Annotated in this window: 22 protein-coding genes and 1 pseudogene; 10 read left to right on the forward strand and 13 right to left on the reverse strand. The window is 35.9% G+C overall.

Features of this window, described 5'->3' with window-relative positions; all coding sequences use genetic code 11:
- The first annotated feature begins 89 nt into the window (after window positions 1-89).
- Together AC1MPL_RS01895 and AC1MPL_RS01900 are read left to right on the forward strand one after the other, a co-directional pair.
- Window positions 90-1,247 carry a methionine aminotransferase gene (locus AC1MPL_RS01895; RefSeq protein WP_479763784.1) on the forward strand — a complete coding sequence of 386 codons (1,158 nt, stop codon included), beginning with the start codon at window positions 90-92 and terminating at the stop codon, window positions 1,245-1,247.
- A 78-nt stretch (window positions 1,248-1,325) separates the two neighbouring features.
- Entirely contained in the window at window positions 1,326-2,690 is a 1,365-nt protein-coding gene (locus AC1MPL_RS01900; RefSeq protein ID WP_479763786.1) for an MATE family efflux transporter, read from the forward strand.
- 44 nt (window positions 2,691-2,734) lie between these two features.
- Here AC1MPL_RS01900 and AC1MPL_RS01905 read toward each other — a convergent pair whose 3' ends face one another.
- A complete protein-coding gene (locus AC1MPL_RS01905) occupies window positions 2,735-3,208 on the reverse strand; it encodes a GAF domain-containing protein (RefSeq protein ID WP_479763788.1) in 474 nt (157 codons plus the stop codon).
- 373 nt (window positions 3,209-3,581) lie between these two features.
- Here AC1MPL_RS01905 and phoB point away from each other — a divergent pair, with 373 nt between their 5' ends.
- The 3 genes from phoB to AC1MPL_RS01920 are packed head-to-tail and all read left to right on the forward strand — an operon-like array spanning window position 3,582 to window position 6,028.
- Window positions 3,582-4,283 carry a phosphate regulon transcriptional regulator PhoB gene (gene phoB / locus AC1MPL_RS01910; protein WP_479763790.1) on the forward strand — a complete coding sequence of 234 codons (702 nt, stop codon included), beginning with the start codon at window positions 3,582-3,584 and terminating at the stop codon, window positions 4,281-4,283.
- An 11-nt stretch (window positions 4,284-4,294) separates the two neighbouring features.
- Window positions 4,295-5,659: a phosphate regulon sensor histidine kinase PhoR gene (gene phoR / locus AC1MPL_RS01915; RefSeq protein ID WP_479763792.1), complete on the forward strand. Its 1,365-nt coding sequence runs from the start codon at window positions 4,295-4,297 to the stop codon at window positions 5,657-5,659.
- 15 nt (window positions 5,660-5,674) lie between these two features.
- Complete coding sequence (locus AC1MPL_RS01920) at window positions 5,675-6,028, forward strand: hypothetical protein (protein WP_479763794.1); 354 nt, start codon at window positions 5,675-5,677, stop codon at window positions 6,026-6,028.
- A 53-nt stretch (window positions 6,029-6,081) separates the two neighbouring features.
- Here the strand turns inward: AC1MPL_RS01920 and asd are convergent, their stop codons facing one another.
- The 9 genes from asd to AC1MPL_RS01965 form a co-directional block, all read right to left on the reverse strand.
- A complete protein-coding gene (gene asd / locus AC1MPL_RS01925) occupies window positions 6,082-6,930 on the reverse strand; it encodes an archaetidylserine decarboxylase (RefSeq protein WP_479763796.1) in 849 nt (282 codons plus the stop codon).
- Window positions 6,927-7,775, reverse strand: a complete 849-nt coding sequence (locus tag AC1MPL_RS01930) for a sulfurtransferase (RefSeq protein WP_479763798.1) — start codon at window positions 7,773-7,775, stop codon at window positions 6,927-6,929. The genes asd and AC1MPL_RS01930 overlap by 4 nt, the downstream gene beginning before the upstream one ends.
- A gap of 99 nt (window positions 7,776-7,874) precedes the next feature.
- The gene (pncB, locus tag AC1MPL_RS01935) at window positions 7,875-9,077 is read right to left on the reverse strand and encodes a nicotinate phosphoribosyltransferase (protein ID WP_479763800.1); all 1,203 of its coding nucleotides are present in this window, start codon (window positions 9,075-9,077) and stop codon (window positions 7,875-7,877) included.
- 450 nt (window positions 9,078-9,527) lie between these two features.
- Window positions 9,528-10,004, reverse strand: a complete 477-nt coding sequence (locus tag AC1MPL_RS01940) for a hypothetical protein (protein WP_479763802.1) — start codon at window positions 10,002-10,004, stop codon at window positions 9,528-9,530.
- A gap of 971 nt (window positions 10,005-10,975) precedes the next feature.
- Window positions 10,976-11,386 carry a hypothetical protein gene (locus AC1MPL_RS01945; protein WP_479763804.1) on the reverse strand — a complete coding sequence of 137 codons (411 nt, stop codon included), beginning with the start codon at window positions 11,384-11,386 and terminating at the stop codon, window positions 10,976-10,978.
- A gap of 24 nt (window positions 11,387-11,410) precedes the next feature.
- A complete protein-coding gene (locus AC1MPL_RS01950; protein ID WP_479763806.1) occupies window positions 11,411-11,758 on the reverse strand; it encodes a hypothetical protein in 348 nt (115 codons plus the stop codon).
- Between the two features lie 56 nt (window positions 11,759-11,814).
- On the reverse strand, window positions 11,815-12,606 hold the full coding sequence (locus tag AC1MPL_RS01955; RefSeq protein ID WP_479763808.1) for a hypothetical protein: 792 nt from the start codon (window positions 12,604-12,606) through the stop codon (window positions 11,815-11,817).
- A 10-nt stretch (window positions 12,607-12,616) separates the two neighbouring features.
- On the reverse strand, window positions 12,617-14,722 hold the full coding sequence (locus AC1MPL_RS01960) for a LysM peptidoglycan-binding domain-containing M23 family metallopeptidase (protein WP_479763810.1): 2,106 nt from the start codon (window positions 14,720-14,722) through the stop codon (window positions 12,617-12,619).
- Window positions 14,715-17,588, reverse strand: coding sequence for a type VI secretion system Vgr family protein (locus AC1MPL_RS01965; protein WP_479763812.1), 2,874 nt, complete (start codon window positions 17,586-17,588; stop codon window positions 14,715-14,717). Before AC1MPL_RS01965 ends, AC1MPL_RS01960 begins: the two co-directional genes overlap by 8 nt.
- Before the next feature lie 241 nt (window positions 17,589-17,829).
- Between AC1MPL_RS01965 and dtd the strand changes: the two genes are divergently transcribed.
- Window positions 17,830-18,273, forward strand: coding sequence for a D-aminoacyl-tRNA deacylase (gene dtd, locus AC1MPL_RS01970; protein ID WP_479763814.1), 444 nt, complete (start codon window positions 17,830-17,832; stop codon window positions 18,271-18,273).
- Between the two features lie 27 nt (window positions 18,274-18,300).
- Here the strand turns inward: dtd and AC1MPL_RS01975 are convergent, their stop codons facing one another.
- The 3 genes and pseudogenes from AC1MPL_RS01975 to serB form a co-directional block, all read right to left on the reverse strand.
- Window positions 18,301-18,780, reverse strand: coding sequence for an SCP-2 sterol transfer family protein (locus tag AC1MPL_RS01975; RefSeq protein WP_479763816.1), 480 nt, complete (start codon window positions 18,778-18,780; stop codon window positions 18,301-18,303).
- Between the two features lie 158 nt (window positions 18,781-18,938).
- The gene (gene aciT / locus AC1MPL_RS01980) at window positions 18,939-19,256 is read right to left on the reverse strand and encodes an AciT family ciprofloxacin tolerance protein (RefSeq protein WP_479763818.1); all 318 of its coding nucleotides are present in this window, start codon (window positions 19,254-19,256) and stop codon (window positions 18,939-18,941) included.
- A 400-nt stretch (window positions 19,257-19,656) separates the two neighbouring features.
- Window positions 19,657-20,373 (reverse strand): annotated as a pseudogene (serB, locus tag AC1MPL_RS01985) (phosphoserine phosphatase SerB); the annotation flags it as partial.
- Between the two features lie 541 nt (window positions 20,374-20,914).
- Here serB and AC1MPL_RS01990 point away from each other — a divergent pair.
- The 4 genes from AC1MPL_RS01990 to nusB all read left to right on the forward strand — a co-directional run bounded on the left by AC1MPL_RS01990 (window position 20,915) and on the right by nusB (window position 24,493).
- Window positions 20,915-22,177: a hypothetical protein gene (locus AC1MPL_RS01990; RefSeq protein ID WP_479763820.1), complete on the forward strand. Its 1,263-nt coding sequence runs from the start codon at window positions 20,915-20,917 to the stop codon at window positions 22,175-22,177.
- A 261-nt stretch (window positions 22,178-22,438) separates the two neighbouring features.
- Window positions 22,439-23,563: a bifunctional 3,4-dihydroxy-2-butanone-4-phosphate synthase/GTP cyclohydrolase II gene (gene ribBA, locus AC1MPL_RS01995; RefSeq protein ID WP_479763822.1), complete on the forward strand. Its 1,125-nt coding sequence runs from the start codon at window positions 22,439-22,441 to the stop codon at window positions 23,561-23,563.
- Between the two features lie 12 nt (window positions 23,564-23,575).
- Complete coding sequence (gene ribH / locus AC1MPL_RS02000; protein ID WP_479763824.1) at window positions 23,576-24,046, forward strand: 6,7-dimethyl-8-ribityllumazine synthase; 471 nt, start codon at window positions 23,576-23,578, stop codon at window positions 24,044-24,046.
- A gap of 3 nt (window positions 24,047-24,049) precedes the next feature.
- Complete coding sequence (gene nusB, locus AC1MPL_RS02005) at window positions 24,050-24,493, forward strand: transcription antitermination factor NusB (protein WP_479763827.1); 444 nt, start codon at window positions 24,050-24,052, stop codon at window positions 24,491-24,493.
- Window positions 24,494-24,502: the final 9 nt, after the last annotated feature.

Raw genomic sequence — 24,502 nt, forward strand, 5'->3', positions numbered from 1 at the left:
TTCATTAGGTCATGGATGACGCATGAAGAAATATACGGCATCATGTGTAAAAACTATCCTAAATATAACAATAGCAATTAGGTCATCTCATGCAAATTCCAAATGCAAAACTCCCCAATCAGGGCACGACTATTTTTTCAGTCATGTCTGATCTAGCAAAGCGTTTAAATGCTTTAAATGTATCACAAGGCTTTCCCGATTTTTCTGCACCACCAAGACTTTTAGAATATTTAGCACAAGCAACCCTAGCAGGCTACAATCAATACCCTACAGGAGATGGGCTACCTACACTACGCGAACACATTTCAAAGATATTTTACGAACGTGATCAAATACAATTAGACCCAAATACCAATATTACTATTACCGCAGGTGCAACTATTGCACTGCATAGTGCCATACAGGCATTTGTTCATGCAGGTGATGAAGTCATTATCTTTGACCCAAGTTACGACAGTTACAGCCCAGCGGTACTACTTGCTCAAGGTATCCCAAAGCATATTATGCTTGATGCACCAAGCTTTCATGTCGATTGGCAGCGTGTAAAAGACAGTATTAATGCAAAAACACGCATGATTATTGTAAATACACCACACAATCCCACAGGGGCTATTTGGTCAAAAGAAGATTGGCAAACACTTATTGAAATCATTCAAGGCACCAATATTATTGTGCTGTCAGATGAAGTTTACGAACATATTATTTTCGATAAAAAACGCCACTATGGTGCACTTTCATTTGAGGCACTGCGTGATAGAAGTTTGGTCGTGGGCTCTTTTGGAAAGACCTTTCATGTGACAGGATGGAAAACAGGCTATTGCGTGGGATCGTCCGACTTAATGAAACAATTTAGGCAGGTATACCAATTTGCCTGTTTTTGTGGGGTCTCACCTGTACAAATTGCTCTAAGCCAATTTATTGAAAATACACCTGAGCACATAACAAATCTTGCTTATTTTTATCAAAAAAAACGAGATTACATACTCGATGGGCTAAAAAACTCTGCTTTTAATTTAGAAAAAAGCCAAGGCACTTACTTCCAATTGCTTGACTATAAAAATGTGCGCCCTGATTTATCTGACTATGAAATGTGTCAATACCTTGCAGAGCAATATAAAATTGTGACTATTCCATTATCGGCATTTTACAAAGAAGCGCCACCGTCATTAAAGCTATTGCGCCTTTGCTTTGCAAAAAAACAAACAACCCTAGAGCAAGCCGTTCATATTTTAAATCAGGTAAAATAAATAGATATTACAAAGCAATGCTGTACCAAACCCAAGAGAAGTTTTAAAATTATTACTTTTAGTGAGTAGGTCAGTTTAATGCAGCAACGTCCCTTAATGACTGACCAAAAACTTTGGAAGTCATTTTTTTTATTTTTACTCCCTCTAATTGCTACAAATATTCTGCAAAATCTTTCAATGACTATTAATACTATTTTTGTAGGGCAATTACTTGGTGTACATGCGGTTGCCGCTGTTGCTGTGTTTTTCCCAATATTGTTCTGTCTGTTGGCATTTATGATTGGGCTTTCTGCAGGTGCAAGTATTTTAGTTGGTCAAGCATGGGGGGCTGGTAATTTAGAAACCGTTCGCCGTGCCGTGGGCTCTACTGTTTTTATGACCATTATTTCAGGCACTATTATTGCAATATTGGGACTAACATTTACACACCCATTACTACGATTACTAGGCGTTGCACCTGATGTTTCTCAGCTAGCAGAACCTTACATACAAAGTATGCTTATTGGTAGCCCAATGCTATTTTTATATATCGTTTACACTTCTCTCTTACGTGGCGTAGGAGATAGTATTACTCCCCTAGTTGCACTAGCAATAACAAGTTTACTTGGGCTTTTTATTACTCCAGCACTGATTAAAGGTTATTTAGGATTACCCCAATTAGGTATTATTGCTCCTGCAATTGCATCGATTACAGGAAACTTTGCTGTACTATTATTTTTAGCGGTTTATCTGAATAAGAAACGACATCCACTTCGTCCAAACAAAGCATTACTGCAAGAAATTAGACACCATGCTCAACTCAGTACAACTATTTTAAAACTTGGAGTTCCAACAGGTATTCAAATGATTACTGCATCTATTGCAGGTCTTATGGTCATTCGTTTAGTTAATTCTTTTGGTGCTGATGCAACTGCCGCATATGGTGCGCTTAACCAAGTGATCAATTATATTCAATTCCCTGCATTTTCAATTGCAATTGCAGCTTCTATTTTTGGTGCTCAAGCAATTGGGGCAGGTAAAGCAGAACTCTTGTCAAAAGTAACCAAAACAGCATTACTTATGAATCTAGCAATCACAGGCTCTTTAGTACTTTTTGCATATTTATTCTCTCGTCATTTAATGAATCTATTCATTACAGACCCAAATGTTGTGGCTTTAGGACAAAAGTTACTTTTTACAGTTTTATGGGCAATTTTATTCTTAGGCATCAATGCCATATTTGCATCAATCATGCGTGCATCAGGAACTGTTACCCCCCCAATGATAATTAATATTGCAACCATATTTCTTATTGAAGTGCCATGTGCTTATTTATTTAGTCATTTTTGGGGACTACAAGGAGTTTGGTTTGCTTATGCCTTGTCTTTCGTCAGCTTAAGTATTTTTCAATTTTGTTATTATCAATTAGTTTGGAAGAAAAAAGCCATTCGTAAGTTGGTTTGACTTTAGGTATATCCATAAAGAATATACCTAACAGCACAGCAGTATTATAAATGAATTGCATCAATAATTTTTTGCAGATACCGTTCATCTATTTCATCAAAAGTATTTAGCTCACTGCTATCAATATCTAATACCCCCATACATACCCCATTTCTCAAAATAGGCAGTACAATCTCAGATTTTGACTGTGCACTGCATGCTATATGCCCCGGATATGCATTTACATCAGGTACAATTAAAACTTCTGATTTCTCCCATGCATCACCACAGACCCCTCTGCCTTTTGCAATACGTGTACATGCTATTGGCCCTTGAAATGGCCCTAAAACAAGTTCACTATCTTTAACTAAGTAAAAACCTATCCAAAACCAGTTAAACTGTTCTTTCAATGCTGCTGTAATATTTGCCAAGTTTGCAATTAAATCAGGTTCATCTGCAATAATTCCAAAAATCTGCGGAATAATATCTTGATATTGCTCAGATTTACTTCCTTGCGTTACTTTTAAATAGTCAGCCATTATTTTTCGTTCAAAATGTCATAGATATTCTTCATTTTACTTATTTCAATCAACTGATAAAATAAAATATATAATTTTTTAGTTATTTTTATATACTTTATTTATATACAACCTTAAAAAATCCTAAGTATATGTTTTAAAAAAATTTATTTTAAGTATAAAGAAACTTAAAATCTAAGTATTATATTATGAATAGTTAATCTATTGTTTTGTAAAAAAATTGTCATCTAATATTCACAAAGGTTTTTTAGTTTTGTCATAAAAAAACATTAAAATATTGCATCCTTATAAGTATTGCAATAATACTGTCATAATAAATCTTTGTAATACGCTAATAAGATTTTAATTAAATTCTCATATAGGGTGTGACATAGTGAAAGATGACTATATTTTAATTGTCGATGATGAGTTACCTATTCGTGAAATGATTCATACTTCACTAGATATGGCGGGCTATCAATGCTTACAAGCAGAAGATGCAAAACAAGCACATCAAATGATTGTTGATAAACGCCCATCTTTAGTATTACTTGACTGGATGCTCCCAGGTGGCTTAAGTGGTGTCGACTTATGTTACCGACTAAAAAGAGATGAAACGCTTGCTGAAATCCCTGTCATTATGCTTACAGCTCGTGGTGATGAAGATCATAAAGTACAAGGGCTAGATGCTGGTGCAGATGATTATATGACCAAGCCCTTCTCTACACGAGAACTAATTTCTCGTATTAAAGCTGTTTTGCGCCGTTCAAGTGCTTTAAGCGGTGAAAAAACGATTGATGCGAATGGATTAATTCTTGACCCTGTAAGCCAACGTGTTAGCTTTAATGACAACATTTTAGATATGGGCCCAACAGAATACCGTCTACTTGCATTTTTCATGACGCATTCTGAACGTGCTTATACACGCGCACAACTTCTAGACCATGTTTGGGGCGGAAGTGTTTATATTGAAGACCGTACAATTGACGTTCATATTCGTCGCTTACGTAAAATTTTAGAACCATTTGGTGCCGATCGTTTTGTTCAAACTGTTCGTGGAACAGGCTACCGCTTCTCGATACGCACAGACGCTTAAGACATTTTCCTATGTATGAACCCTATCCAACGCCTGAGTTAAGTCACGAGCATAAAAAGTATCGCTATAGCAGTTTATGGGAGTCTGCAAAGCAAGATTTCAAATTACTGCTCTTTTTTCTGCTCATCGCTGGGCTTATTGGACTAGGTATTGGATACTTTTGGCTATGTATTGCGATCGGATTTAGTGCATTTATTGCGTTACAAATTCGAGCGCTGTATTTAGTTAATGAATGGATTTCAAACCGCCCTTATGATGCACCACCAAATATTAATGGTATTTGGGGTGCGCTACTTTTTAATATTTATCGTACACAGCGTCAGGAACGTGTTGTACAAGCTGAAATGGTCAGTCTCATTGATCGTGCACAGGCTTCGCTATTTGCACTTGCTGAAGCTGTTGTTATTACAGATGAGCTTCATCAAATTGAATGGTTTAACCCTGCTGCCGAACGTATTTTAGGAATTAAACCTAGCGATCAAGGCAATAATATTTTAGGTATTTTACGTCGTCCCGCATTTGTTGAATATTTCCAAGATATGGAACAGCATCCAGATGGGATAAAAATTGAATCTTCTTTATATGAAGGGCACTACGTTCAAATTAAACTCACTAGATTTGGCATAGAAAGTCGCTTATTACTCGCATACGATGTCACGCGTATTCATAACCTAGAACAAATGCGTAAAGATTTTGTCGACAACATATCACACGAATTACGTACACCTCTGACTGTTCTAAGTGGTTATCTAGAAACATTTCAAGAGCAAGATGATTTCAATCCTCGTTGGAAACGTGCATTCGACCAAATGCAATCTCAAACACGCCGTATGAATGCGTTAGTAAATGATTTATTACTTCTTTCTCGCCTTGAAAGCGAGAAAACAACTATAAAGAATCAGATTGTTGAAATGCCAAGTCTAATGACGCAACTTTTTGATGATGCACAGGCATATAACAGTGAATACGGTCATATGCTGCATTTAGAAATAGATAGCCATTGTGACCTTATTGGCTCAGATATGGAGCTTGCAAGTGCTTTTGGCAACCTGATTACCAATGCCATTAAATATACACCTAAAGGTGGTGGCAATATCACCATTGGTTGGCATGATGACCAAGAGAATGGCTACTTTACCGTACAAGACAATGGTATTGGCATTGACCTCAAGCACCTCCCCCGCCTCACAGAACGTTTTTATCGTGTAGACAGTGCACGAAGTCGTCAAACAGGCGGAACAGGTTTAGGGCTAGCTATTGTGAAGCATGTACTTATGCAACATGGTGCATATTTAGAAATTGAGTCAATTCCCAATGAGGGTTCTTGCTTTAAAGCCGTTTTTCCTAAAGAATGCCTATACCAAAGCGAGAACTAAATTAGATTGGAAATTATGGCCACAAAAAAAATAGGTTTGCCTATTCTCGGTATACTCATTGTTGTTATTGCATCTATCTGCATCTATACCTTAAAAAACCAACCGAATGATGATGACAAAGCTTATCATCGGACGGCGCTTTGCTTTGTAATTAGTAAACCAGAATTATCAAAAAATCCTGATGATATGTATGCAAACTTTCAAGATATTGCAATAAATAGTATGCCAAATTATGCCTACTATAAGCCTAAAATCTATGAAAAATTTGCACATAAACTCATTAACCACTATTTTAGCCTTTCACCAGATGAACAAGCAAAAATAAAAGCAGATCCACTCTTATGTACAAAAGTTTTAAGTACTGATTAAACAATAAAAGCGTGATCATTCATCACGCTTTTATCTATATTCACAAGGTCAAACTACAGTAATTCACCTATCTTTTCACCCATTACAACTTGAGATGTTGCTTGAAACGTTGGGTCCCATTGCATTACATTTTCTTCAAATAAAACTACTGCTGTAGAACCTAAGTAAAAACGACCAAGCTCATCACCTTTTTGTAATTCAAGCTGATGCTGTTGCAGTTCAAGACGTCCTGTAGGTTTTACTTTTCCTGTAGCTACAGTTTCAATACCTGCAACAATCATTGCACCAACAAGCACAACTGCCATGCGTCCAACTTGCGTATCAAAAAGACAAACCATGCGCTCATTACGTGCAAATAAACCATCGACATTTTCAGCAGTTACTTGGTTAACCGAAAACAATTCACCTGGTACATATAACGTTTCTGTAAGTGTACCTGTAAATGGCATGTGTACACGATGATAATCTTTTGGTGAAAGATAAACTGTTGCAAAGTTACCTTGCTTAAAAGGCTGTGCAAGCTGTGGATCACCAATTAATTGCTCAACTGTAAAATTCTGACCTTTTGCCTGAAAAATATCGCCATTCACAATTTCACCAATTTGGGAAATCGCACCATCGGCAGGAGAAACAATATGCGTTTGAGCTTCATCAATCGGACGTACACCCGATTTAAGCGAGCGTGTAAAGAACTCATTAAACGATTTATATTTTAAAGCATCTGATTGTTCGGCAATCGAAAGATCAATGCCATATTTTGCTTTAAAGGCCTGAATAGCTAAGTTCTTAACCACTAAGTTTTCACTTGCAGCCACTTTCCCCACGACACGGCTAAGTTGGTGCTGAGGAACAATACGTTGTGCCTGTAAAAAAACCTTATTTTTTAATGATGCAAGACTCAAAGTGGTCTCTCTCCCATAACTATTGGACTATCTGACATATTGCCCCATTCACTCCATGCGCCATCATATGCACGGACGTCCCAATTCAATAATCGCCCGACAAAATAAGCGAGCGCTGACCGATGATGAGCTTGGCAATATACCACTACAGGCTGATCTAAATTAAAGCCCACATGCTGTAGACTCTTTTTAATATGATCAAAAGAATGTAATTTTAAACGATTTTCACGATTTAGGGCACTACTCCATTCAAAGTGATAGGCATTGGGGATATGCCCACCCTTTCGTGCAGCCAGTCTTTTCCCTGTATATTCATCAAAAGTTCGACTGTCCCAAATCTGAATATCTTTCTTTTCAACATGTTGCTTCAAATCTGTATAGCTAATTTGATGTTTTTCTTGTTCTTTAATTTGAACAGAAATCAAATGACTCGTGCGTTCAATCTTTTCTGCCACATGACTTGTAGGCAACCCTTCTCCAAGCCAAGCATGAATACCACCATTTAATAAACTGGTGTTATGAAAACCAATACAGTGTAAGTTCCACAACAAACGACTTGCCCAACCACCACCTTCATCATCATAAGCCACAACATGATGCTCAGGTGAAAGCTGTAAATAATTCACAAGTGATTGAAGCTGTTGTTCATCAGGCAAATACCCCGATGCAGTTCCTTGTTGTTGAACCAATTGCTGTGGCTTTACATGAATTGCATGAGGTATATGAAGTTGCTCATAAACAGATGGTCGTGTTAAATCGACAATACGTAACTTTGGATGACCTAAATATAAAACAAGTTCTTCTGCTTCAACAAGCAAACCAAAGGGTAAGTCTGGTGTGGTCATAATGAATAAATTCTATATTTTTTGACATTTTCAATATTATCATAAGCCAAACACATGCTTTTCTGAATTTTGTATAAGCTCAATACAAAAAAGAATGTGTTATTCGGCTGAAATTTCAAAAATCTGTCTTAAATATGCCAAGAATGTATCATTGTCTGTCATAGTTTTTCCGGGACTATCTGAAATTTTAGCGACAGATTGACCATTACACTCAACCAACTTCAATACAATATTTAAAGGCGTAAGTCCCATATCATTGGTGAGATTTGTACCAATACCAAAACTTACTTTAAAACGATCTTTAAAGTACTCGTATAAATCCCAAGCACGATCCAAATTTAATCCATCACTAAATGTAAGCATTTTAGTTTTACTGTCTATTTTCAACTTTTGGTAGTGTGCATAGGCTTTATCACCCCACAAGTATGGATCACCACTATCATGGCGTAAACCATCAAATAATTTGGCAAAATATAAGTCAAAATCTTTCAGAAATGCATCCATACCTACAACATCAGTTAAAGCAATCCCAAGATCTCCTCGGTATTCTTGTACCCATGCTTCAAGTGCTGCTTTTTGAAAATCACGTAGTCGAACATCAAGTGCTTGAAAGGCTTGTAAGAACTCATGTGCCATTGTACCAATAGGAATCATGCCCAGCTCTTTTGCAAGTAAGACATTACTCGTTCCTCTGAAAATGGTTGGTGAAGTAAGTTTGAATTCTTGCACAACATGACGATGCCAATCTAGGCTATAACGGCGACGTGTTCCAAAATCTGCGATTAAAAATGGTGGCTCTGCACCTGCCTGTCTTTTTTCAAGTACCTTTAAGCGTTCAAGTTTTTGTTGTAGTCGACGCTCACCCTCTGCTAAAACCTCTGTAGAGTGTAGTCTTCTAAAGTAAAGCTCATTCACAATCGATAAAACAAATATCTCAAACATCAATGCCTGAATCATTGGCCCTTCAATATGAATATCTAAACGTCCTTGCGAATCTAAGCCAACCTCAATAAAACGGCGCTTCAGTTGAAACAACTCTAAATAGTCAACAAAGTCACTTTTAATAAAACGCAGTTTTCTTAAATACAATAGCTCATCTGGCTGAAATCGTAGTTCACATAATAAGTCGAGTTGCTCATTTAGCTCATCTAATATGTCAGGTAAAGGATAAACGGTATCCTCTAAGTTACGACAACGAAACTGGTACACACTATGTGTTTGTGGAAATTTATGTAATACCACTTGAAGCATTGTAAATTTATATAAATCCGTATCAAGCAACGACTGTATTATTGGTTCCATATCAATATAGCTTTTTTTTGACTTTCAGCATTAAACCATATTTTTTAAGAGATGAAAGGTCGGAAAAACAATTGAATTCAAAATTTCTTACCATTCTAATGCATTTATAGATAATAAAATTGCATGGTGATCTCATATGTTGTTTATATTTAGCCATCCACTAACCAGATTGCACATCACCTAATGTACACAGTAGATTATTTTGACTTTAAGCGGTTTGGTCAGATAAATGACTGTTCAATACCTCAACTTATTGATGGCTTGACCCATCTTCACCGTTAAGATCTCCCACCCATGCTAGGCTTATCTGCTAAGCTTAATGTAGCGCTGTCATATTGACTACTTTACTCATCTAAAAATAAATCTGAATCATTTTCTTATTATAAAAAAGCTATTAAATTCATTTAAGCATCTAAATAAAACCCTACTTAAATTAAATAGGGTTTGAATTTATTTTTTATATTTTTTCACTATACAATATTTTTTTTTCTCACTTTCATTGAATAAATATTCATCTATATATTTATTAATTGCTTTCTTAAATTCAAGGTTTATTATTTTTTCACAATACTCCTCTCCCCCTGCTGGTGCTAACATATTTAACGTAGAAAAACTTGTAATTTTCTCCAAGACTAACTTATCTTGTTTGATTTTAAAGAAGCTTTTAATTCTGACTGTTTCATTAGTTGAGAAATTACTCTCAACAAAAAAATTTCTACTATCTAAATAATGTAAATTTGTATCTTCATAGTAAGAAACTTGAGGATAAAATTTTTCTTTACTCTTTAAAATAAAGAAAGTCTCACCATCTTCATCATTTCTTTCAACTAAAGAAATTTTTTTTACTTGATCAGCATTTGTAGAACTTATACTACATATAGTTAACAATAATAAAATAAAATTATTTTTTATTAACAAATTTTTCATATTTCTTACTCTAACTCAGTTTATCTAGATGATATTTAATCTACGTCAACTAATACTAATTAATAATCTCACCCCCTAAGTTAAAAAATATATTCAATATCATAAGAGAATCTAAATTAAAGAAAATTAGATTCTAAATATATATAGGATGCGAAATAGCATTACTATTTTATAATTTCTATAAAAATATTTTTCATAATTTATTACTAACTCTTGTATTCATTAATTTTCTCTACAAATATTGGTATCTTTACACTGTATCCAACCTTCTATTATTTTTCCTTTAGAACTTTTATATAATATATTTAACCATCTAGAACTTATATCCTTAATTTGAAACTCATCACCTTTAATTAAGTAGCCAATATATTCTGAATCTACTCGATTTAACTCATATATGCTTGTCTTTTTTAAGGTTATCCCTTGAGTTTGACTACTCTTCCAAACTTTAAATAAATTACTATCTAAATCATACTGTAAATTTTTACTTGACTTATAAGGATAATATTGAACAATTTTATCATCTTTTAATCTTAAAATATTTCCACCAGCACCAAAAAAATCACTAGTTTTTTCATCATAAATACATGAATTTCTCTTACAGTGAAAAACATATATAGAATTATATTTTCCATCTTCATAAATGTATTTAGGATTTTCTTCATATATATCATTGTAAACATATGATGAGATATAAATATCGTTGTTTTTTTGAAAAACATAATTTATCTTAGGACTATCACCAAAATAACCAATTGTACCTATTTTTGTACTGGCTTTCTGATCGTTATATATATATCTAAATCATACATATTATCATCGTTATAATTCGAGTAGTTTTTTTTGAAATCTATATAATTTTCTGAATAACAAATAGAACTACATGTTACTGTTAATAAAAAAGATAATATTAGTTTTTTGAACATTTACATACTCCGTATTTTTTTACAAATAGAACAGCGATTTCTTGTTTAGCTTTCTTTCTTTAGCTTTTGATTACCACCATTTACCTTTTTTGTAACTTCATGCCCATCACTACAACCACCGGCTAATTTATTGGTCGAAACACATTTAAAATTACGGTCAAACATCACTCTATAGACTGGCATTTTTTTTATAGTTTGTTCATTGATGGGGCCATCACAACCTTTTTGAATGCGGTCTGTATAAGTAAACAGGTTAGTTTTTTCGTTATAACTTACCTGCACCCCTACAGTACAATCGAGTGGTTTAATCGCATCCCCTTTAGAGTCGACGTTACTACTGTCCGATATTGAATTAAAACTTATCACTTTATTATTTTTTAAGTTATACACATAAGTCGTAACATCATTGTTTCTTTGAAGTACTGGTCCATAATTGATGTAATAATTTGTACGCACGGTAAGGGCAATATAACTATCTTCCTATAACCAAAGAGTATCTATACGTACCCATAATTGATCATTATATGGTGCTGTTGTTTTAAATAATTGGTAAATTTTATTTTTATTTAGGATCTCGACACCATACTTTTGTAACTGATAATTCTCTTTACCTGTAGATTCATTGCTAATTCCATAGTTTACAATTTTAACTTTTAAATCATCACTATAATAAGAGTAATAATTAAATTTATCATTACTTAAATAGTCAACAGGATTCTTTAATTGCACACCTTCAACAAATGGATCATCCCATTCAGGGTCGTCTGCATAACTTAAATTGGCGAACAAGCCACCACATAACAGTGCCAATACTTTTAAATATTTCATTCTTTCCCCATAAAAAAACCAACACGACTCTTCATATTGGCTTTAAAGTGACTACTTTATTTTTTCTTCATACGGATAAATTCAGCAGGGTAAGTCGTAATTTTTTCATTAATATCATCACCATCACTACAGCCACCAGCTAATTTATTGGTCGAAATACATTCTAAATTACGGTCAAACGTCACTCTATAGACTGGCATATTTTTAATAGTTTGTTCATTTGTTGGTCCTTTACAGCCCTTTTTAATACGGTCTGTATAAGTAAACTGTTTGGTTTTTTCGTTATAACTTAATTTCACCCCTGCTGTACAATCCATCGCTTTAGTCGGAATACCTTTGGCATCGACCGAGCTAATTTCTGATACCGATTTTAATTCTATAACTTTATTATTTTTTAAGTTATACACATACGTGGTAACGTCATTTGTTTTAAATGGTGATGATCCATAATTGATATATTTATTTGTACGCACCGTGAGTGCCAGATAACCAGTTTCTTCATCTAACCAAATATTATCTATACGCACCCATAATTGATCATTATATGGTCCTGCTGTTTTAAATAACTGATAGATTTTATTTTTATTCAGAATTTCTACGCCATACTCTTGCAACTGATAATTTTCTTTCCCCGTAGATTCGTTGCTAATTCCATAATCGACAATTTTAACTTTCAACTTTTCACTGTAACGCGAATAAAAATTAAATCGATGATTACTTAAAAAATCAACAGGATTTTTTAACTGTATATCATCTATCATAAAATTATCCCATTCAGGGTCCTCTGCATAACTTAAATTGGCAAACAAGCCACCACATAACAGTGCCAGTACTTTTAAATATTTCATAAAAAACTCCTTACAATAATTTGCTTGAGATAAATGGCAATGGATCTAAACGCCCACCTAACCCTTTAGCTACATCTTTCTTATATCGCACTTCAAAATGTAAATGTGCCCCTGTTGCAATGTGTTTCATATTAGACGCATTGCCTGTACAGCCTGTTTCACCGAGTTTTTGACCTGCTTGCACAGTTTTAGTTATAGCTACATCTATTTTGGATAAATGCGCATAAAAAAAGTAAATTTGTTCCTGATTTCCCACCAGTCTCTTCGCATACACTTGATGTTTAGGTGGTAAATCAGCCACATTTACCATAAGTAAAATTTGCCAACCATAGCCCTTAGTGGATGAGTCTTTTACTGCCATTACAATTGTACCGCCACAAACCGCGAAAATATCTGTGCCAGGTTCTGCTTCTAAATCGATACCTTGATGCGGTTTTAGCTTACCGTCCTTATCTTTTCGCACCATACCAAAGGTGGCACCTTTGACACTGCTTAAAAGTTTGGTTCTTAATTTACATACTCTAACAGGGTCAAACCAACCATTCTCCCCACCCACTGCGCCACTCGGCTGTGTAGATTGTGGTTGTGGCTGTATGGTTTGCTTTAGTGGCTCGGCAGGTTTACCATGTGGCTTTTCATGTGCTGTGCTTTTGGCTTGTTGCAAAGGCGCAGCCTCACCTATACGTTGGTACTGTGGGTTTAACTGTACCAATACCTCTTCAAAATCTAGACTAATATATGTGGTTTGATTATTTTCATCTTCTGTATAAAACTTTTCGATTCGAATATGATCATTCACATACCCCATCAACCACGCTTTATAGGCTTTAATTGGATCGTTATGGTAACGTTTTAACCACTTATCTTTTGTTTTACCAACTTGTGTTCTGAGTAACACTCGTGCTCTTTCTTCCGTCAGATTATCTTTAATAATGGTTTTTGCACCAGCTAACCCTTCATGGTGTAACAGGTAAGCTAGTTTTGCCAAGGCTTCAGCATCTTGTAGCTGACTCGCGTTTGGTATATATTTTTCTAGCCCCTTTAAATTAGCCCGCGCGTATGCGCCCGCCGCATCAATCGACATCTCTGGGTTAAACCTTAAATCTAAAACCTCTTGTTTTATATGGCGGTTCTTTTCAAAGTACACTGATAAATCTTTCGGTTTTACATTGGGGTACTTCGCTGCAACATATTGCCCAACCAATGAGTTAGGATCGGCTGCCATGCCTAACCAACTGCCATCTAAAAACTGCGTTAAGCCTGCTGCTGTACCCGGAGGCGGTGCTTTTGATTTTGGATTCCACTCTCCTCTATCATTTAATTTAGCAGCTTCCGCATTAATTAATGCTGCTAAAGAGTGTGGGGTTAAGTTGTGTCGTTTTGCTGCTGCAAAAATATAGCCTCGGTATTTTTCATTTTCAGGAATAATAATAAAGTTATCTTCTGAAAAATGAACTGCAACTACATGTGTACTGTTGCCGTGGTCTGTTCTTTTTTGTTCATTTACAGGTGGTGGTGTTTTTACTTTGGGCGCTCCTAACGCTGTTGGAGCTTGAGGTGTGAGTGTCTTATTTTGAGCTTGTTTCGTACGAGTTTCTTTATCAGCCTTGCGAAGATTTCGTTTAATTGAATCTGTAGAAGTATGCTGTACACCTTCTTTCGGGTGATAACTTCCCTCGACTAACACTTTCCTAGACGTAATCTTAAGTACTTTATTGCCAATGCTGACTTTTTTATGATCTGCAACAAGATCAAATTCTTCTTTTAAATTTTTAAAGTAAACTTTTAAACCTTTTGCATGATCTTCAATAAATAATTCATTACTTACACCATCATGCACAAATATAGTTTCTTTTTTACCATCATATTCAACCCTTAATGTCGCCTTTTTAATTGGTTTAAATGCCAAATCAAAAAGCTTAATTGTCAATTTTGTTTCATATGTTTTTACATCTTTAGGATGCTCTTTTAAATAAATCTTTTGCCCTAATCTTAAGTGATGAACAGCATCTCCTCGTAAATGGTTAATAGATGCTAAATCACTAACATGAATATTATAATGTTTTGCAATACCCCAAAGTGTATCGCCTTTTTTTACACTATAGAACTCAGACATTTTTATTTCCCTCTATGGTCATTTCATCTACTTCAGTTTGAGGACCTTCATGCTCACCTAGATCAAAACTCTCCTCTTCTTCTATTTCATGCTGTTCTTCATCTTCAAATTCACCTGCCCAATAGTCAAAACCGACTAAAGCTTTGTATGTGTGCTTTTCATCTAAAACAGAAAGATTTGTTGTACCTAAAGCATCTGTTTTACCCTGCCAAATTGGTTCTTTTGTTTGAGTATTTACAATTTCTACTTTGGCATCTTTTTGTGCTCGCCCAAAGAAATCCAAAAATAAGAAATTAATCGCATGTGGACCTTGTTTTGGTAACTCAGGAATCTGAGCATCCACTTTCTCGCCTTTCTTAAACTGATGTTGTGCAGCATAGTAAGAAATACCTTGAGCTGTTTTAAGCACAATCCCATCGGGAGAAATTGAAATTTCTGAGCCACCCGATTTCAATGAAATGCCTTTTGCACTAATGAGTTCCAAAACATCTTCCGTTGAAATGATCTTCATCATTTTTCTTGCAATAAGCTCAATCATGTCATCTTGTGCATGAAGATCTATTTTGCCTTTCGCGGCTTTTGCACTAATACCGTTTGTACTTGCGAATAAACTAATCTTATTTTGTGCCTGAGCAATCAGGTTATTTTGCGTACTCATGCTAATGCTGTCGCCTGCTGTCTGGCTAATCTTAGCATTTGCAGATAAGTGAATATCCTGTGCCGTACTTAGCCCAATACCATCAGGAGAACTCAGAACCAAGAGTGCTTTATTAAATTTTGCAACGTCTTTTTCAAGCTGATCTGCAAATGCTTTTAATTGATCAATCGTCTCAATTTCATCTGTTTCCTGTTTTTTTGCGACAGTACTCAGCGCTTCGCTATTGTCTTTACTTTGCTGAAGTTGTTGTTTTACAACTTGAGCATCAAGATGATCTCCTTGTGCTTCTAATTGCTTATACGTAGATATTAAAAGACCTTCTCCTGCTCGAACTGCTCCCCATTGGTCTGTTCTTAACTCAAATCCATCTCCTCGACTTTCACTGGTCACTTGTGATTTAGGATGGCTGAGTTGCCCTAGATTAAGTTGACTTGATGCATGACTACTTTGTAACTGGGCACTAATCTGTCCGTGAGTATCATCAAAACGTAGTTGGTTATAACCCGACCCTTTGATCTCTTGTGAACGTATACCACTTAAACTTTTAGTTTCGGGAAGCGGACCAGTTTGATCAAACTGTGTCGGGTGACGCTCTGCTTCATGCAAACGACCTGTCACAAAGGGGCGGTCGATGTTGCCATCAAAGAAGTCTATGGCAACCATCTCACCAACACGTGGAAGGAATCTAGCGCCATAACCCTCTCCCGCCCAAGGGGTAAGTACATCTACCCATGCAGAGTCAGTATCGCTTTGATTACTCCCTGCACCACCATCATGGTTATTGTCTTCTGCACGACTAAATAAGAAACGAACTTTAATTCGACCCCATGAATCAACATGAATCTCTTCACCTTCAACACCCACCACTTGCGCACGTTGAACATGTACTGTCGGTTTATGTTGTTCAGGATGATACTCAGGCACTACATTAATTTCACGTCTGATGAGTGTTAAGGTATTGCCTTGGCGTTGTTCATCTTCTTTAATATTTTTTGTATGCCAACGACTTGAAGTGAGTAGTTCTTCCGCTTGTTTTTGAATATCTTTGGGTAAGTTATTTTGGTTATAGAAGTGTTTGCTTAAAATAAGAAAATCTTGGTCTGAACCTGTATGTAGATCTATTTCAGGATGACCATTCAGTTTAAACCAATAACCCACTTGCGCATCACGTACAGTACTGTGTGCTGTAAAGTATTTTGACTTTAAACGGTTTTGGTCGGATAAATGGCTGTTCAATGCCTCAACTTGTTGATGGCTTGATGGGGTGACACCATCTTCTTTATTTAAGTCACCTACCCATGCTGGGCTTACATGCCAAGCATCTTCTAAGCTTAATGTGGCATTGTCATATTGACCACTTTGCTCACCTAAAGATAAAACTGAACCTGCACCATCTTCTTGTTCTAAATATTGCGGTTGCCACCTTTGTACATGCACCGTACTTGGTTGAAGCTGACGAGAAGCAGTCAGGCTGGTAATGGTATCGAATGCTTCCATGGCATCACTACGATGAAAGCGAATCAGTTGACGATCTAGTGCTTTAAACTGCGCATTGGCATCAATTAAACGTAGTTTCTGTGCTTGGATTTGATCTTTATTATGCAATACAAATGCTTGGCTTTCATCAATTAACCAATTGATCCCTTCACTTCGCCATAAACGGGTTAGAAACTCATATTCTGTTTCTACAGCACTTTGCATGATGAACGGTCGTACATCATAAGTTTTACTCAGACCACTCATGTCGAGTATTAAACTCGATGCAAACAATGGACTTTTCTCTTGCCATTCTTTAAATAAGATCTGTGTAATATCTAACACAGATTTATTCATAAATACCCGACTATTACGACGCTTCTGCCAAAGGGAGGTTGCATCTTGAATTTTAAGTTTGTAGACACTCAATGAGCCATCATGTTGTCCTTGTGAGGCTCCTACAATAATTCCTGTTGTTCTAAATAACTGACCTAGATCTGTAATTTGATCGACTGCCACACGGCACCCTATAAATTCCTTGAGTGGAATCGCAGGATTAATCGACAAACAAATGAGTTCACAACTCAGGCCTTTATTTATTTCATGGTGGCCATCGATGCGTTGTATAAAAAGTTGTGGATTTAACACTGGATTAGAGAATTGAGCGTGAATGGCTCTATTTTGATACCCAAACCCTAAACTTTCTAAAAGAGAGAAAATATCGCTGATCATTAGAAAAGGTTATTTAAATAAAATATAAATTATACATTAATTACAAATTAAAACACATTATTAAAAAAAAATGACTATCAAATCACATTAAAATTAAGAGCTTTTATTTACTAGAAAGAGTTGCAGTTAAACCAAATACTGATTAAGGGTTAAGATAGTCTTGCTGCATAAAGATTTATAGTCACAAAAAGTATAAAAGACTGGCTATAATAAAAGACAGTTATCATTTTATTTAAAGATTATGCGTGCCCTCATTCAAAGAGTACTAGAAGCTCAAGTAGTTGTAGATGAAGAAACAACTGGTAAAATTCAACACGGATTACTTATTTTTTTAGGTATTTCAAAAGAAGATAATTTAGAAACTGGTAAAAAACTAATTGATAAAATTCTAAAATACCGTGTTTTTGATGACGAACAAGGAAAAATGGGATGGAATATTTCCCAAGCTAAGGGGAGTATTTTATTGGTTTCTCAATTTACCCTTATGGCAAGAACACAAAAAGGCTTACGTCCAGATTTTGGCGATGCAATGCCACCGCAAGATGCAAAAGTTCTATATGAACAAGTTGTCCAATATGCTCAAACACAAAATATCAGAGTTGAAACAGGCATTTTTGCCGCAGATATGAAAGTCCACCTTATTAATGATGGCCCTGTCACATTTAACCTTGAAGTTACAAATTAAAAAAAGCCCTTTCAAAGGGCTTTTTTATTATCTACCTATTTTCTTACGAATAAATGCACGTGCATGCTGTACTTTTTGTTGTACAGATGTAGGGAGTTTCGGCGGTAATAAACGTAATAACTTTGCGAAAACAACCAATACTCTTTGGTCTCCCTCTAGCTCAATCGTTCCCTTTTGAATTCCAGATAAGATTGCTGAAGCATCATTCTTTAAAAAAGTTTTAACACCTTGATCACTATTTCTAAATTGGAGTACCAAATCGGCTGGCTCTGCTCTCCCTGACACGCTTGAAACAGCCCCCTTATCAATAATAATTTGGCGTGCCATCCCTTTTTGTGTACTTATTTCAACACGTATTTGGCGATCATGTGTTAACTCAATAAATTTTGGACTTGTTTTTGCAAGTTGCTTCATACGCAATGCAATACCTGCCACCAACAAATCTAATGGATCTGTACTGACATCAACAACAGGTAACTTTACAACAGGAATTGCTGAAAAATTCATACGCATTTCGCCTATTCTCATATTCCCAAATATTAGAGCATCGTATCATACCCAAGGAAAGATAAGATTTGAACTAAAATACATATCTTGAAATATATAGATAAAAAAAAGGTGTATTTTTCAATACACCGAGTCGAGTGAGTTACTACTGCTTATTATTATTGTTTGTCGTCATACACAGGGGTATGTTCAATGAGTTGTCGATTCGCAAGAATTTTTTGTTCAGTATAATTTAGGCGAAGTAATACAAACAGCATACCTGCCACTCCTATAAGTATTGAAATCATATAACTATAAGCTGCTGGGCATTGTAGAAAGTATTCTACACTCAACCGCATAACTTCAATGCTCCCCCAAAACACCATACCTGCCAGCATAAACCCAAGCCAATGACGATACGGTGAAAAATATACAGAGACAAGCGCAATCATAATGAGAAACATCCCCACCATACTGGCAAAACTTGCTGTTAGCATAAGACCTCCGTCAATCACTGTATGTGATGAACCATAAATAAAGTATTTATTTTATTGCAACTCGAAGGAGTTAAGCACCTGATTCAACACTCCTTACGAAGACATTATGCAGTAAACAGAAGGAAAAAAAAGGGCTGTATTTACTTAGTACGACATAAAATGTCGCTATATTGTTTTGTCATTACAATTTTTTAATTTGTACTTTAGCGTATATCCAAGTAAGGCTATGGCTTAGCGTGTCATTACAAAAAAATACTAACTATAAAATACTGTAAATATATTTTTTATAAGAAATAATATTTATGAAAATCGGCTTCGCCTATAAAAAGAAAAACACCATAATTTTTATATACTTCAATAAATTTATGGTGCTTCATTACTATATATGATTAGTTTCAACTTAATTGTCTGAGTAATCAAGCAAATATAACACGCCATCTAAACCAACATAAGAAATGGCCTGTTTCGCACTTTTACGTACTAAAGGCTTCGCTCTAAACGCTACCCCTACCCCTGCAAGTGAAAGCATGGGTAAGTCATTTGCACCATCACCAACAGCAACCGTTTGTTCTACACCAATACCCAACTTTGTAGATAGTTCCTTTAAGAGTTCAGCTTTACGCGCACCATCTACAATGGTGCCTTTTACTTCACCAGTTACATATCCATTTTGGATATCTAACGTATTAGCATGCACTTCATCTAAGCCCAATTTCTTTTGCAGATATTCTGCAAAGTATTGAAAACCACCTGAGAAAATTGCAGTATGAATGCCTTGTTCTTTTAAAGTAGAAATTAAACGTGCTGCGCCTTCATTAATTGTTAAACGAGATGCTATTTTCTCTAGAACATCTATATCTAGTCCTTTTAACAAAGCAACGCGAGCACGAAAGCTTTCTTGGAAATCCAACTCACCTTGCATGGCACGTTCTGTAATTTCTGCAACTTGCGCACCGATGCCAGCCTCTTTTGCCAATTCATCAATTACTTCTTGTCCAATGAGTGTCGAATCCATGTCGAAACACACCAAACGGCATTCTTTTGTATTAAAGCCCAATGATTGCACCACAAGGTCAACGCACTCCTCTTCAGAAAAAGACAAACATAAATCACGCAACACATCAAATGGCTGTGTTGCCACGACAATAAATTGCGTGGCATCGTGTCCTTTCCCTTCAGATAATATCTTGCGCTGACTTTTCGTATGAACCAAATGATGGCGCTGAAAAAAACTTTCTAGTGCTTGAAAATGATGACTGGTAAGTTTCTTCCCTAAAAGGGTAAACTTATATGATAGGCCTTGGGTAATCTGCGTCATATGGCTAATCTTCTATGTTACTCATTGGTTTCAATTTACCTACTTTAGCATTCTATTATGTTAAAATAGTGCCTATTTTTTTATACTTATAACAATAAGTTTGATGTTAAGTTCGAAGTACTTTATACATAAATTAACTGAATTTGACAGAATAAGATGTCATATTTTAAATAATGATGAGTAATTTCAATTTATTAGCAATAATATTTATATACTGGCTGAGTATTTTGCTTAAATGAACTGATTAAACTCATAGATATAAATAAACTTCGGCTCAATTGCCAAACTATTGTAGATAGACATTAGAAATAAATACACTCAATTGCTTTGGAATGTTACCTTGAATGCACCTAGACAAGGGCTGTTTGCCAGCCTACTTATCATCAGTTTTGCACTACAAACTTTTTTATTAGTTTTAGCAACGACATACCAACTTAAAGAAAATCGTGCAAACCAAGGGCAACTCATGACAAGTCAACTGGTTGCAGATAGCTTGCAAGAAATAAGTCCACCCAATACTGTTTCATTGGCGCTTATTGCAAACCGCTATTCGAGCAATCCGAGTGTTGCTTCAATTCGTATTTTAAGTGCGAATAACGATGTATTGGCAACCAGTGGGCTACAACAAACCCGTACAGGTGAAGTCTTTTCACGTGATGCCCTGCAAAATGAAAGAAAAATTGGTCGTATTGAAATTACGCTCATAAAACCAAGTATTGGTGAAATTTTACGTACTGAGTGGATTGCAATTGTTCTCTCTTTCTTTTTACATGTTATTTTATGGCTTGCCTATCGTGTTATTGCAAGACCAAGTCGCACAGAGTATTTAGCTCGTATTCATAATGAAATGGGTTTAAAAAATGAGATTCAAGCACTGAAAGAAGCGCTTGAACAGGAGAAAGTTGCGTCAGCTTCTACTACTGAAAAAGAAATACCAAAAGCAAAAACACTTGATACAGCAAAACTTTTAGATGATGGCAAGCAAGTGGCACTTGATAAACAGGTTATTGCTTTAAATATTCAATTCTATGACCCAAAACAACTACTCAATTCCGTAAGTCCATCTGTTGCAACTTCCCATTTTAATTTATGCCAGATTTTTTTAAATAAAAGCATTGCTTTATGTGCACAGCACTATCAAATTCCAACATCTACTATTTCTATAGAAGAGGAATTTAATGCACAAGGTGCAACTATTTGTATGAGTACAGAAAAACCTAAAGCAGCAACCTGCCTACTCATGATTTCAGCAGTATTCCAACTTTTATCCGAGGTTCTCTACAAAAGATACAGAGAAGAAAAAAGATTTGTTCTACAAACACGTTGTGGCATATCTAATGCCGTAGATGAAATGCAAATCGAAGCACCTCAAGCAGCCGCAAAACTATGTCAAATGCTCAGTGCAAAAGAAAGTGCAGTTCATTTAGACCATACCATGCTAAAAAACATTAATGAATGTTATCAACTCATTTCCCTCCCTAATCCAACCAATGTACTCACACGCCATGCATTTATGATTAATGGTATGAATACGCCATGCGCTGTTTTAGCACAAAAATTTAGAACGGATATTCTGAAAGGGAAAGCATCCACTCAAAAATAAAAATTTACGCCTGCATTTGCAGGCGTTTTTAATTTACTCAAAGTTACTCGCTTCAATATAAGTAACGATAAACTATAAGAAGCAAACATCTATGGCTTTTCAAATATCTATATTTCTTTTATTGTACCTATTAGGTTAAATGACTTTCATCGTAAGACATATTGTCTAAAGATAAACATCAGCAAATCTTATAAAATATTGCTAACATAAATCACTTCACAATATTTGTATCATGTTATGCAACTTGGTAAAGGTGGACGAATGTCACTTAATACAGTAGAAGAAATCATAGAAGATATTCGCGCTGGTAAAATGGTTATTCTCATGGACGATGAAGATCGTGAAAATGAGGGCGATCTTGTCATGGCAGCGACGCATGTACGTGCTGAAGATATTAATTTCATGATTACTCACGCACGTGGTCTCGTTTGCTTAACACTTAGTAAAGCACGTTGTGAACAGTTAAACCTACCATTAATGGTTGACCAAAATGGTGCACAACATGGAACAAACTTTACGCTTTCAATTGAAGCAACAGAAGGTGTAACCACAGGTATTTCAGCTGCTGAACGCGCACATACAATTCGTACAGCTGTTGCAGCACATGCTAAACCTTCCGACATTGTACAACCTGGGCATATTTTCCCACTTATGGCGCAATCTGGTGGTGTTCTACATCGGGCTGGACATACGGAAGCTGGTTCAGATTTATCACGTTTAGCAGGTTTAGAACCTGCATCTGTCATCTGTGAAATTATTAATGATGACGGTACAATGGCACGTCGTCCAGATTTAGAAAAATTTGCCGAGAAACATCAGTTAAAAATTGGTACAATTGCCGACCTGATTCATTATCGCATGACAAATGAACAAACAGTTGAGCGATTAGGGCAAGAGACCATCGAAACAGAATATGGCTCATTTGAACTCTATCGTTACCGTGAACATGGTAATACTGAAACACATCTTGCACTTGTTAAAGGTGAACCGAAAGAAGGGGTAACTACTGTTCGTGTTCATGGCTTTAACCCACTGCGTGATCTCGTGAAACTCAAATCGCAATCTGGTGAAACTGCATGGAATTTAGATCATGCTCTTCAATACATTGCACAAAGTGAGCGTGGTGTTTTAGTATGGATTGGTCAAAACCATTTGTTAGACCTTGGGCATGCTTTAGAAACATCTTTACTACCACGTAAAGCAAGTAAGTCAAATGCTGAGTTATCTAAGCAATACCAAAATATTGGTGTGGGTGCTCAAATCTTACGCGATTTAGGTGTTGAGCAAATGAAATTATTAAGCTCACCCTTACGTTTTAATGCACTATCAGGTTTTAACTTAGAAGTAGTAGAATATATTTCTGCTGATCAATTTACTGAAAAATAATAGAGGTTTCTTATGGCTATTCGCCGTATTGAAGGTTTAATGCATCTCGCTGGCGAAGGTCGTTATGCGATTTTAGTTGGACGTTTCAACAGTTTTGTTGTTGAACATCTTCTTGAGGGTGCCATTGACACATTAAAACGTCATGGTGTTGCTGAAGAAAATATTACTGTTATTCATGCACCAGGTGCATGGGAACTTCCTGTAGTTGCTAAGAAACTAGCAAATACATCAACTTACGATGCCATTATTGCGCTTGGTGCTGTAATCCGCGGTAGTACACCTCACTTTGACTTTGTTGCAGGTGAATGTGCAAAAGGATTAGGCGTTGTTGGTCTTGAAACTGGTCTACCAGTCATTAATGGTGTCTTAACCACAGATAGCATTGAACAAGCCATTGAACGTTCAGGCACTAAAGCGGGCAACAAAGGTAGCGAAGCTGCTCTTACTGCCATTGAAATGGTTAACTTGTTAAAGGCAATTTAATCGATGTCACAAACACAACAAGCAATTTATGCTGCTAAACGTAAAGCACGTCGCTTTGCAGTACAAGGGATTTATGAATGGCAAATGAGCCAAAATCCTGTACATGAAATTGAAGCACGTACACGTGCAGATAATGCCATGCATAAAGTTGACTTAAACTACTATCACGAGCTTCTTACACGTGTCATTGCAGAACGTGAAATTCTTGATGAACTGCTTAAAAGCGTACTTGATCGTGAATTGACTGCACTTGATGGTGTAGAACTTGCAACTTTACGTTTAGGTGCTTACGAGCTACGTGATCATGCAGAAATTCCATATCGCGTTGTACTTGATGAAGCCATTGAGCTCGCAAAACACTTCGGTGGTGCAGACAGTCATAAATACATTAATGGTGTATTAGATCGCTTAGCACACACATTGCGCCAAGCTGAAAAGCAAGCATAAAGATCTGAG

This window comes from Acinetobacter sp. N1-1 (assembly GCF_056711485.1).

Coding starts and splice junctions, on each gene's coding strand:
- AC1MPL_RS01930 (WP_479763798.1), bottom strand. CDS start 7,775: ATGACCACACCAGACTTACCCTTTGGTTTGCTTGTTGAAGCAGAAGAA.
- aciT (WP_479763818.1), bottom strand. CDS start 19,256: ATGCTAACAGCAAGTTTTGCCAGTATGGTGGGGATGTTTCTCATTATG.
- nusB (WP_479763827.1), top strand. CDS start 24,050: ATGTCACAAACACAACAAGCAATTTATGCTGCTAAACGTAAAGCACGT.
- AC1MPL_RS01900 (WP_479763786.1), top strand. CDS start 1,326: ATGCAGCAACGTCCCTTAATGACTGACCAAAAACTTTGGAAGTCATTT.
- AC1MPL_RS01965 (WP_479763812.1), bottom strand. CDS start 17,588: ATGATCAGCGATATTTTCTCTCTTTTAGAAAGTTTAGGGTTTGGGTAT.
- AC1MPL_RS01950 (WP_479763806.1), bottom strand. CDS start 11,758: ATGAAATATTTAAAAGTATTGGCACTGTTATGTGGTGGCTTGTTCGCC.
- AC1MPL_RS01905 (WP_479763788.1), bottom strand. CDS start 3,208: ATGGCTGACTATTTAAAAGTAACGCAAGGAAGTAAATCTGAGCAATAT.
- AC1MPL_RS01975 (WP_479763816.1), bottom strand. CDS start 18,780: ATGAATTTTTCAGCAATTCCTGTTGTAAAGTTACCTGTTGTTGATGTC.
- pncB (WP_479763800.1), bottom strand. CDS start 9,077: ATGGAACCAATAATACAGTCGTTGCTTGATACGGATTTATATAAATTT.
- AC1MPL_RS01920 (WP_479763794.1), top strand. CDS start 5,675: ATGGCCACAAAAAAAATAGGTTTGCCTATTCTCGGTATACTCATTGTT.
- AC1MPL_RS01960 (WP_479763810.1), bottom strand. CDS start 14,722: ATGTCTGAGTTCTATAGTGTAAAAAAAGGCGATACACTTTGGGGTATT.
- dtd (WP_479763814.1), top strand. CDS start 17,830: ATGCGTGCCCTCATTCAAAGAGTACTAGAAGCTCAAGTAGTTGTAGAT.
- AC1MPL_RS01955 (WP_479763808.1), bottom strand. CDS start 12,606: ATGAAATATTTAAAAGTACTGGCACTGTTATGTGGTGGCTTGTTTGCC.
- phoR (WP_479763792.1), top strand. CDS start 4,295: ATGTATGAACCCTATCCAACGCCTGAGTTAAGTCACGAGCATAAAAAG.
- ribBA (WP_479763822.1), top strand. CDS start 22,439: ATGTCACTTAATACAGTAGAAGAAATCATAGAAGATATTCGCGCTGGT.
- ribH (WP_479763824.1), top strand. CDS start 23,576: ATGGCTATTCGCCGTATTGAAGGTTTAATGCATCTCGCTGGCGAAGGT.
- AC1MPL_RS01940 (WP_479763802.1), bottom strand. CDS start 10,004: ATGAAAAATTTGTTAATAAAAAATAATTTTATTTTATTATTGTTAACT.
- AC1MPL_RS01895 (WP_479763784.1), top strand. CDS start 90: ATGCAAATTCCAAATGCAAAACTCCCCAATCAGGGCACGACTATTTTT.